The sequence below is a fragment of the Aliidiomarina minuta genome, assembly GCF_003987145.1.
Classification (GTDB): Bacteria; Pseudomonadota; Gammaproteobacteria; order Enterobacterales; family Alteromonadaceae; genus Aliidiomarina; species Aliidiomarina minuta.
Genome location: NZ_PIPL01000001.1, coordinates 599,534 through 609,840, shown reverse-complemented (window position 1 = coordinate 609,840; position 10,307 = coordinate 599,534). Strand labels below are relative to the sequence as shown.

The following is a 10,307-nucleotide window of genomic DNA, read 5'->3' as shown; positions in this document are numbered from 1 at the left end:
GAACTTTAACCGGATTGTCATTACAAATTAACTATGACCTGCTGCGAAGCGCTCATCCTTCTTTAAATTTAAGCAATTGCTAGAAATGAGGAAGTTATGATGAAAAGACAAAAACGTGACCGCCTGGAAAGAGCTCATTCACAAGGCTTTAAAGCAGGAATAGGAGGGCGCTCTAAAGAGTTCTGCCCTTATCAGAACAATGATATTAAGTCCGAGTGGCTAGGTGGTTGGCGTGACGCCATGGAAGCACGCAACGACGGTCTTTTCCAACGTTAAAAGGCAAAAATAGAAAACAAAAAAGCCCCGAAAGGGGCTTTTTTATGCTGAAAATTCAACCCTGTTAAAACGTTGACGTGTCGGTGAATAGTCCGACACGTAAGTTTTTCGCGGTATAGATAGTACGGCCATCGACCCGAACTTCACCGTCACCAATGCCCATGTACAAAGAACGTTTGATGACGCGTTTCATATGAATATGGTATGAAACCTTTTTCGCCGTTGGCAATATCTGACCAGAGAATTTCACTTCGCCTACGCCTAAAGCACGTCCTCGACCCGGTCCGCCAGAGCAAGCCAGAAAAAAGCCTAGCAGTTGCCACATGGCGTCCAGCCCGAGACATCCAGGCATAACAGGGTCGCCGGGAAAGTGACAGTCAAAGAACCAGAGATCCGGAGAGATATCCAGCTCAGCTTCTACGTAACCTTTACCGTAATCACCGCCGTCTTCATTCATTTCAGTGACGCGATCCATCATCAGCATATTTGGAGCCGGTAATTGGCTATTACCTGGACCAAACATTTCGCCACGGCTGCAGGCTAACAACTCTTCTTTTGTATAACTAGATTGCTTCATTCAACACCAGTAGTTAATTAATTCGGGGGCTAGCTTAGCGAACACTTGTACGCTAAACAACTCTGAACAGTTATTTTACCCATAATTTCCGCCACCAGCGACTGGGTTCTTCCTGTTGATGAGCTGCACGTATACGTTTGTAGATGCGGCCAAACAGGGTATCCGGGTCATGATCGCTGACCTTCCCACATGGAGTCCGCATTAATAACTCAAAAGCCTGGCTGACATGATTGACCGCTACCACGCTGAATAAGCCGGACTCAACAGCGTTGCACACGTCTTTACTGAGGTGAAGGTTCATCAGGTTGGCCTGGGGAACAATAACGCCGTGCTCGCCGTTTAAGCCTCTTTGTTTACATAGCTTAAAGAAACCTTCAATCTTTTCATTAATGCCACCAATGGCCTGTACGTTACCAAATTGGTCTATGGCACCGGTAATCGCAATGCTTTGTTGAATGGGAGTGTTGCTTAAAGCTGAAACCAGGCAGCAGAGTTCAGCCAGCGAGGCGCTGTCACCGTCGACTTCATGGTAAGACTGTTCAAAGACTAAAGTAGCTGACAGGGGCATAGGTTCGCGCCCGGCAAATAAATTGGCCAGGTAGGCCATCAGAATCATAACGCCTTTGGTGTGAATATTACCGCTTAACTCGGACTTGCGTTCGATATCGATAATGTCACCGTCGCCGTAATGCACAGTGGCAGTAATACGTGAGGGCTCGCCAAATTCGCTGCCGCCCATAGTGACCACAGTGAGGCCATTTATTTGCCCGATGAGTTCACCTTCGGTGTCAATTTTAACCTGATGTTCGAGAATGCTTTGCTGGCTGAGCTCAGCGAGATAAAGTTCGCGTTCATCAAGTGCTTTGATAGCGCTATCTATATGTATAGCTTTTAATTCGCTGCTTTTATCGTCATGGGCGATGGCATCAGCTTCCTCCAGCAATTGAATTAAACGCAGGCTGTCCAGGCTAAGTTCTTGCTGGTGTTCAGTAAAGCTTGAAGCGACGGTTAACAATTCCTGATAACCGTCCTGAGAGAGTGGTCGGTGTTGGGTTCTTTGTTGCAGGTAGGTCAGGTAATTAAAGTAGGGTGCCACACTTTGCTGTTGGCACGGGTAGTGGTCGGTAAAGTCAGCTAAATACGGAAAAAGGTTAGCAAAATCAGCGTCCAGTTCGCGTAACTGGCTAAGTAAACCACGACTTCCTGCAAGAATAACTTTTAATTTTACCGGTACCGGTTGAGGTTCGTAAAAAACGGCGGTTTGTTCGTTACCCGGCTGATTCCAGCTAAATTCACCGCTTTTTAAAATATGTTTTAGTCGATGCCAGAGTGCGGTTTCGCGTAACAAATGCTCTGCATCAATAACCAGAGTACCGCCATTAGCCTTAAGCAGGGCGCCAGACTGGATCAGGTGCAATTCGCTGCTGACAGTACCCGCAATAGTTTGTAACCGTATTTGGCCAAATAGCTCAGTTTCACTGGCCCGGGCACAATAATGCCAGGCTTTCGTCCGGTCCTGGCTGATAATAATGGTGGCCAGTTCGTTACCAGGAAGATCTTCAAAGGTTTTGTCTTTAATTTGCTGCAGGTAACGATTCAGAGGAGGCCAGTTAAACTGCTTTCGGATGCTAAGTAAAATATCTTCCCGCTCAACCAGCTCTGTATCCAGTAATGCCCAGATTCGCTCAATGGCGGCTTTGGCGGTGCCCGTGGGAAGATGTAAGCAGAGGGGCTTAGTCGAGTCCTCAGGATTTACCAAATACACCCAGTCATGTAAATCGTGCAATGGCCAATTCTGACTACTGGCTACTTGCTCAAATATAAGCTGTGGCTCCAGGCCGTCTGGCATGATTGCGTAGACATGCGAGTAGTTGCCGACAATGCTTTGAGCACGCTTAATAGCTGCCAGAGCACGTTGCTGGCCGATTAAAGGATCCGGGGTTGTAACTGATGGAGCCTGCGTAACCCATTGCTGACTAGGGGCGCGTAGTTGAGCTACCTGAAGCTGTAATGGCTGGCCTGAATTTTCCATGCTTAAATTAATAAAACCTGAGATTAGTATGATGCTGCTATGATACGGGAAGCTAGCATAACTGCATAGTTTATTGCCTTACATACTCTGACCATATGAACCTATGCTAGGCCATCTACGTATAGTCAGCTGTAATTATTATAGGATTAAGGAGCACAGTTTGAGAACAGGAAAGATTATTTCGGCCAGTTTTGTGGCAACGGCCTTGATGGTGGGCAGTAGTGCTCAGGCCCAATGGAGCCTGGGGGGCGCTGTAATCAGCACTGATGCCAGCTATAAGGGATTAGACTCAGATACTTTAGTGGTCCCCCTGGTTGGTTACGAAGGTGAACGTTTCTATTTCCGTGGCATTGAAGCCGGTTACCGCCTGAACGATTCACGGCGCAATCGATTGAGTGCCCATGTTACAGCATCGCCATTCCGTTTTCGGCCACGCGAAAATAAGGATCCTCAGTTATCTCAGCTAGACAGCAGAAACTTTAGCGCAGAGGCGGGTATGAGTTACCAAATGCTCACTCGTTACGGTGAAGTTGAGTTACGCGGAGGACTGGACATGCGGGGCAATGGACACCGGTTTTCTGCAAGTTATAGCTTTCCACTGAGCCGGGATCCACGCAAATGGCAATTTGGACCTCGTGTTGGCGCCACTTATATAAGCTCTGAGTACACAGATTATTATTATGGAGTCAGCGCTGCTGAAGCGGAGCGAACCGGATTAAACGAATACTCGAGTCAGGATGCGGTGAACCCATTTTATGGTCTGGGGGGATATTACAGATTCGGTGATCGGTTATCAGTACTTGGAAATTACCGTATAACGAAAATTTCCAGCAAAATTTCGAACAGCCCAATGGCAGAAGGTAGCCGTACGACGACTTTGTTTGTAGCCTTATCATACAGCTTTTAGAAGCTGTATCGGTAATAACATAACTTCGCATAATGTATATTATGTTAAATTGCATATTGGTAATGGTATACGTCATGAAGTCTTTGACTACAGTTTTTTTTCTCCTCATATCCACTTCAGCCTTTGCTAATAGTGAGCTAAGAGCCGCTGCCGAAAATCTGGACCGTCTGCATAACCTGGTCGTCATGAAGTCTGGTGACATTATTATTGAGGAATCGGTACGGGGCCCCAACGTTTATGAAGCTTCAAATATTAAGTCGTTATCAAAATCAGTGCAGGCGCTACTGGTGGGTATCGCGATAGATAAAGGTTATATCGAGAGCGTTGATCAAAAAGCGGTAGAACTATTAGGTTCTTATCTTCCTGACGACTACGACCCCGCCTTTGCTGAAGTCAGCATTGGGAATTTGCTTTCTATGCAATCCGGACTGGAACGCACATCCGGAGCTAATTATGGAATCTGGGTAAACAGTGCGAACTGGACTCAGTACGCGTTGACTCGTCCAATGATTGCAGAACCAGGTACTCGCATGCTCTACTCCACTGGCAACAGTCATATTCTAGCCGCAATTTTGACCGAGCAAACTGGCAAGTCCCTGTTGCAGATTACTCGTGAATGGGTAGGTCAGCCGCTGAATATTCGTATTCATCCCTGGCTACGTTCGCCAGAAGGCGTATATTTTGGCGGTAACGAAATGTATCTGTCGACAAGAGCCCTGGTTTATATAGGTGAAGTCTATCGTAATCAGGGCGTGGTAAATGATCAGCGTCTCGTCAGCTCATCCTGGGTCGAGCAGTCCTTTACCCCCCGTACCCGCTCGGTGTATACCGATGACCCCTATGGTTATGGCTGGTTTTTATATAGCTTTGATGGTGTTCAGGCATATTACGGACGAGGTTATGGCGGCCAGGTTCTTTATGTTATTCCCGAGCTGGAATTGAGTATTGCAATTACGTCCGATCCTACGCCACCATCCCGGGGAATTTACTTACAACAGCTGCATAAGTTTGTTTCAGACTATGTGCTGGATGCGGTAGCTGCCATCTAGAAAGGCTTTGCTGCCATCAGCATTAGTGACCATAAGCTTACTTTGTTCCACGTCTATATGTGAAACCACCTGATTAGGTAGTGAAAGCGGCCTTTTAAAAGCTATATTCATCATACGCACGGGTTTAACATGATATTTTTCCAAATCTGCCTGTGCCTGAGCCACTGAATACATGCCATGAATAATTGGCTGATTAAAGCCAAACCAGCGAGAAAGCCATGGATGCAAATGAATCGGATTATAATCACCAGATAAACGGGCATAACTGCGCCCTAACCCACTATCTAAATCCCATATATTGAGTTGCTGCCAGTTCTTCAGATCGAGTCCCTCGTTGCTGCGTTTGCGGGTTTCCTTAACTTTACCTGAAGTGCCTGCCTGGTAGGTACTCTCGCAGCGTACAACGCAAATATTATCCTGTACAAAATCAACAGTATAGACAGGACGAACCCGTTTGCGGGTCGCAGCACGAGGCGGAAATTCTATACGGACTTCCAGGGTAAAAGGCGATGAGATACTTATTGGTGCAAGCTGCTCCATTTTATTGGCAACATGCACCATACCTAAAATTGGCCAAGGAAATTCTTTGCTTAACATAACCGCTAAATGTGCCCGTTGAGCGATAAGGTAGAAATAGGTCAGAGGAAGTTCACTAACCAGCCCCGGGAACTGAGTATGATAGGCTTTCAATTCGGTTTTGGATAACGCAGGAATGTAGTACAACGCTCTAATTTCGCTTAAATCACCCCCAGCTTTACCACTGCGCACTACGGTAGGTATGGCGCGCACCAACATGCCAGGAAGTTGAGGAAGAAGGGCTGGATTGTTGGACATAGAATCCTCGGGTTGTTGCATCTTGCTGACTCCGTTCAGTATGAGCAGTAATTGCTGCCAGACCCCTATAGAATAGCAAAATTAATGGCTTTAAGGATATGAGTTTTACGTTGCCTTGACTTGGTTTGCTATCTTGCATGCCGGCGGATAAGCTGTTTATCTAATTGTAAACCCATAAAGGACAATTTAAACATGCGTAAACTTTTTTTCTCACTGGCTGCTTTATGTGTTGCATCATCCGTCAGCGCTTCACCAACTTCTGTTCCGCCACAAGATCAATTCTTCGACAAAATAGCCCAGTATTGTGGACAGGCATTTGAGGGGAAAGTAGTTGAGGATAATTTTACCGGCATTGAAACATTTTCGCAGAACCGCCTTGTCATGCATGTGCGTAATTGTACTGAGGATCGGCTGGAAATCCCTTTTCATGTTGGCGATAACCATTCGCGTACCTGGATACTGAAAAAAACCGGTGCGGGTATTTCTCTTAAACATGATCATCGTATGCCTGATGGTAGTCATGACGATGCCACTATGTATGGTGGACACACTCAGGACGCTGGCTGGGCGAACGCACAGTCTTTCCCGGCTGATCAGTTTTCTAAGGAAGATTTTATTCGCCGTCAGACTCCACAGTCTGTCGGTAATACCTGGCATATGTACATTTATCCAGAACAGTTTTTTGCTTATAGACTAACTCGTCCCGGCCGTGAAATGCGTGTCGACTTTGATTTAACGAACCCGGTTGATTTGCCTCCGGTTCCATGGGGATATGAAGATTAAAAACAGGTGAAAAAAGAGCCAGCAGAAAGCTGGCTCTTTTTGACTAGGCTAACTTATTCAGTAGGCATTATGACCGTATCAATACCATGAATTACGCCATTACTGGCTTCAATATCAGGGTAAGTTACAGTTGCATTATTGACTTGCACGTTGCCGTAGCTGGCAGTAATACGAACCTCACTGCCCTGCAGCGTTTCTTTGCGTACTTCATCACCGTTAATATCATCGCTCATGAGCTTTTCTTCGACAATATGATAACTCAGGATATCGCGCAGACGATCCTGATTGTCGCTTTCCAGCAATGACTCAAGGGTCCCTTCTGGTAAAGCATCAAAGGCATCATTGGTCGGTGCAAATAAAGTATAAGAACCGTCACTGTCTAATGCATCTTCCATGTCTGCCGCTTTCAGCGCTTCAGCAAAAGTAGAGAAACGATCATCTTCTTTGGCTATTTTAGCGATATCATAGTCACTTTTATCTTTATCACGATCTTCATGATCATGGGCCTGAGCTACAAAGAAAAAAGATGAAGCAACGAGTGCCGCGATGCTGGTTGTAGTTAATGTACGTAACATAATGTATTCCTCGTGTGGTTGATTCATTTAAGATTACGTTACGATTCAGCAAAGCGATTGTTGCTCAAGTCTGGTTTACCTTTTATTTACCTCCAGGCTATAAGTCCTTAATTGGCGATTTAGTGAACAAAGGCTGATCATTCATAAACGGCACTTCTTCTGCAATATGACACGCCAGACAAGCTTCACGGGCTACTTTAAAGCGATTTCTCACTTTGTTGTCTTCTGGTTCTTCCGTCTCTAATGCAGCCAGTAGCTCCTGCCAGGGATCACCCAGAAAGATTCGCTCAGCATTAGGCCTGCGATCCGGGCGCTTCATCGTACCGCGCTCGATAGCATCTTTGATTTTTTGCCAGTGATAAGCCGCTAGCTGATAATTCTCATCAATAATAGCCTGCTCAACATGAGCATAACGCTCGCCGGTTTCTTGCATCGCCGAGGAAAATCCACCCAGATAATATTCCAGGCGCTCATAGCGCTCTTCTTCACTGGCTTCTGTTAACCAGTTGCGGTTCTCTGTTTTATGAATCGCTAAGGCGCTGACTGAGATCAGTAAAGTGCTCAGTAGTAAAAAGACTACTCGTTTCATGCTTATTCTCCTCAATTTGCTCGCTGACGAGCATTTTCAAGCGTGTCGGTTAATGCTTTACCTAAGTGCTGTTCAAGGACTTCACGATAACGGTCGGTGTCACGATATCCTCCTTCGGCAGCAAAAAAAGCTGTTAACATGGTTTCCCAGTCGTTGCTGTGGGGCATGATAATGCCAAAAGTTTCACCAACCTCATCGGCGATTTCATGCCGTTGTATCGCACTACCCGCTTCCTTTGCCCGCCAGTAATTATAAGCATCTATGTAACTGTAGTGATCACCGGCCGCCACGCGGTCTATAATTTCCTGATTGCTTTCGGCTCTGGCGATATCCCGTTGCGGCTGATACTGATCCCTGAGCTGACGAATACGGACTTCGTGCAATGTCCCGGCGAAAGCTAAAGGCTCCAGGTCGGCAAAGACGTCAGGTAATCGATCGAGGTTTTCCAGTTGTGATCCCTGCTCTGGGCTAATAAGCACCGCCAGGTTATCCAGATAAGGCGGAGAAAAACTCAGTTCCTCACGTCTTTCCTCGGTAATAGTTACATTTCCGAGGCCAAACACACCGCCTTCGGCATCTACTACGCGCTGGTAAAAAACCCTCCAGTCTTCTTCAGGGACAAAATTAAGGCTGACCCGTATGCCATGGTATTGCTGAAACCAACCAATGAAATCATGCATGATGTCAACGCTGACCCCGGTTAATTCTCCAGAAGAATCCCGATAGGCAAAACCAGGAGCTGGTACATAAAGTACGGTAAGCTCAGCTTTCCCCTGCTCTTTTGCTTCTACAAATGAGGTGCCCTCATCGGCATTCAATGCTCCCTCCTCTCGGCCCTGACTACAGGCACTTATTATAAAGCTCATCATAATAATCAGAGGGAATTGCACGTATTTTCGCATCGGTTGTTCCTTATCAATAATTGAAATTGTTAACCAAGTAAGACTAAAAGATAGTTTCCTGTATGTTTACTAGTGGTAGTGTTAGCTAAAGTTTCCCCTCAAACAATACGATATAAAGTCAGGGTCTACAAAAGGAAGTATAAAAATGAATTTAATTCAACGCCTTACAATTAGTGTCCGCTTATTGGTATTACTGGCCATTGCAGCCGGAGGCACCGTGCTTATGGTGGCTTTCATGCTGTTTAACCTGCGCACTGTGATTATTGACGGTGAACAACAAAAACTGGATGCACTTAATGACGCGGCTATGACGCTGGTACGCGACTTCTATCAACAATACAGAGATGGCGACTTAACTCAGGAGGAAGCTCAACGAAGAGCAATTCAACAGCTGGATCTGATTCGTTATGAAGGTAATGAATATGTATTCACTTTACAGCGTGATGGCGTGCTGGTGCAGCATCCCTTTTCCGGGCAACGCGGCCGCAACGTGCGTAACTTTGAAGACCCTGAAGGTACTCCCTTATTCCGCCATATGCTTGAACGTACCCGTGATAACGAACGTGCCACTGTGCATTATATATGGGAGTTACCCAATAGCTCTGAGCTGGCCCCTAAGATAACCCGAGTACGGACTTTTGATGAATGGCAATGGGTTATAGGCAGTGGAGTCTATATTGATGATGTGGCGGGCCAGTTGTGGGTTCAGTTCTGGCGTTTGGCTGGCTTTGCTGTGCTGTTGTCAGTACCTTTGCTGGCAATATTCCTGCTTATTATTCGTAGCATTGTCAAACCATTGAAAGCTTCTATTGCGGCAATGGATGATATCGCAGAAGGCGAAGGTGATTTGACTCATCGCCTGGCTGAGAATGGTAACGATGAAATATCCCGTCTTGGGGCCAGCTTTAATAATTTTGTCAGTAAAATTCAAAATCTGGTAAAAGCTGTGCAGGAAAGTGCTGAACATGAGCAGGAAGCGGCGCAGCGGCTGTCTGCGTTGACGGGCTCAAGTTCAGAATTAAGTAGCAAGCTGGCAAACCAGACCAGCTCAGTGGCTACTGCTATTAATGAATTATCATCGTCTTCCAGTGAAGTTGCTAATCACGCAAGGGATGCCGCTGAATCGGCTAATCAGGCGGATCAGGAAGCCCAGCGCTCAGCTGAAATTGTGCATGCCTCAGTGGCTAATGTTGAAAGACTGGCGCTACAACTGGAGACAGCTACTGAGCAGGCTAAAACCCTGCAGCAAGGTTCTGATAAGATTGGTAATATCCTGAGCGTTATTGTTAACATTGCCGAGCAGACCAACCTGCTGGCTCTGAATGCTGCCATAGAAGCTGCGCGTGCAGGTGAAGCCGGTCGAGGCTTTGCCGTGGTAGCCGATGAAGTCAGAACCCTGGCTACCAGAACCCAGTCGTCAACCGATGAAATTAATAACCTTGTCAATACTATCCAAACATCTATCAGCGATGTTTCTACCGTTATTGAAGAAGTTCAGATTGCATCAAGAGCAACTACCACCGAAGCCGGAGAAGCAGAAACTGCTATCGCCCAGATTCGCCAAGCGGTTGAGAATATTTCAGCAATGAACATTCAGATTGCTAACGCCACTGATGAGCAAAGTCGGGTAACTATGGAAGTGAGTGAAAATGTCACCGACATCAGTGACCTTTCAGGAAGTAATGAGGATAATAATAAATCGTTAACTGCACTAAGTGAGTCTCTTAATAGCAATAGTGAGGAGTTGAGTAACCTGGTTCGTCGCTTTAAAACCGATTAATAC

The 10,307-nt window shown here is 46.1% G+C and carries 11 protein-coding genes; 5 read left to right on the top strand and 6 right to left on the bottom strand.

From position 1 onward, the window contains the following. Positions 1 to 99 precede the first annotated feature (99 nt). A complete protein-coding gene (rmf, locus tag CWE09_RS02940) occupies positions 100 to 276 on the top strand; it encodes a ribosome modulation factor (RefSeq protein WP_126803897.1) in 177 nt (58 codons plus the stop codon). 64 nt (positions 277 to 340) lie between these two features. Here the strand turns inward: rmf and fabA are convergent, their stop codons facing one another. Continuing rightward, complete coding sequence (gene fabA / locus CWE09_RS02935) at positions 341 to 853, bottom strand: 3-hydroxyacyl-[acyl-carrier-protein] dehydratase FabA (protein WP_126802506.1); 513 nt, start codon at positions 851 to 853, stop codon at positions 341 to 343. A 70-nt stretch (positions 854 to 923) separates the two neighbouring features. Next, entirely contained in the window at positions 924 to 2,885 is a 1,962-nt protein-coding gene (locus CWE09_RS02930) for an AAA family ATPase (RefSeq protein WP_126802504.1), read from the bottom strand. Positions 2,886 to 3,045: 160 nt separating this feature from the next. On the opposite strand from CWE09_RS02930, the gene CWE09_RS02925 reads away from it, so the two are divergent. Together CWE09_RS02925 and CWE09_RS02920 are read left to right on the top strand one after the other, a co-directional pair. Then, complete coding sequence (locus CWE09_RS02925) at positions 3,046 to 3,792, top strand: MipA/OmpV family protein (protein ID WP_157982795.1); 747 nt, start codon at positions 3,046 to 3,048, stop codon at positions 3,790 to 3,792. A 74-nt stretch (positions 3,793 to 3,866) separates the two neighbouring features. Further along, positions 3,867 to 4,841 carry a serine hydrolase domain-containing protein gene (locus CWE09_RS02920; protein WP_157982794.1) on the top strand — a complete coding sequence of 325 codons (975 nt, stop codon included), beginning with the start codon at positions 3,867 to 3,869 and terminating at the stop codon, positions 4,839 to 4,841. On the opposite strand, the gene CWE09_RS02915 is transcribed toward CWE09_RS02920, so the two are convergent. Continuing rightward, positions 4,806 to 5,696, bottom strand: a complete 891-nt coding sequence (locus CWE09_RS02915) for a MaoC/PaaZ C-terminal domain-containing protein (protein WP_126802499.1) — start codon at positions 5,694 to 5,696, stop codon at positions 4,806 to 4,808. The genes CWE09_RS02920 and CWE09_RS02915 overlap by 36 nt on opposite strands. 171 nt (positions 5,697 to 5,867) lie before the next feature. Between CWE09_RS02915 and CWE09_RS02910 the strand changes: the two genes are divergently transcribed. After that, positions 5,868 to 6,458 carry a hypothetical protein gene (locus CWE09_RS02910; protein WP_198679582.1) on the top strand — a complete coding sequence of 197 codons (591 nt, stop codon included), beginning with the start codon at positions 5,868 to 5,870 and terminating at the stop codon, positions 6,456 to 6,458. A 53-nt stretch (positions 6,459 to 6,511) separates the two neighbouring features. Here the strand turns inward: CWE09_RS02910 and CWE09_RS02905 are convergent, their stop codons facing one another. The 3 genes from CWE09_RS02905 to CWE09_RS02895 all read right to left on the bottom strand — a co-directional run bounded on the left by CWE09_RS02905 (position 6,512) and on the right by CWE09_RS02895 (position 8,524). Next, on the bottom strand, positions 6,512 to 7,033 hold the full coding sequence (locus tag CWE09_RS02905) for a fasciclin domain-containing protein (RefSeq protein ID WP_157982793.1): 522 nt from the start codon (positions 7,031 to 7,033) through the stop codon (positions 6,512 to 6,514). A gap of 97 nt (positions 7,034 to 7,130) precedes the next feature. Next, positions 7,131 to 7,622 carry a hypothetical protein gene (locus CWE09_RS02900; protein ID WP_126802495.1) on the bottom strand — a complete coding sequence of 164 codons (492 nt, stop codon included), beginning with the start codon at positions 7,620 to 7,622 and terminating at the stop codon, positions 7,131 to 7,133. Between the two features lie 11 nt (positions 7,623 to 7,633). Next, positions 7,634 to 8,524, bottom strand: coding sequence for a substrate-binding periplasmic protein (locus CWE09_RS02895; RefSeq protein WP_126802493.1), 891 nt, complete (start codon positions 8,522 to 8,524; stop codon positions 7,634 to 7,636). 145 nt (positions 8,525 to 8,669) lie between these two features. Between CWE09_RS02895 and CWE09_RS02890 the strand changes: the two genes are divergently transcribed. Further along, positions 8,670 to 10,304, top strand: a complete 1,635-nt coding sequence (locus CWE09_RS02890) for a methyl-accepting chemotaxis protein (RefSeq protein ID WP_126802491.1) — start codon at positions 8,670 to 8,672, stop codon at positions 10,302 to 10,304. The last annotated feature ends 3 nt before the right edge of the window (positions 10,305 to 10,307 follow it).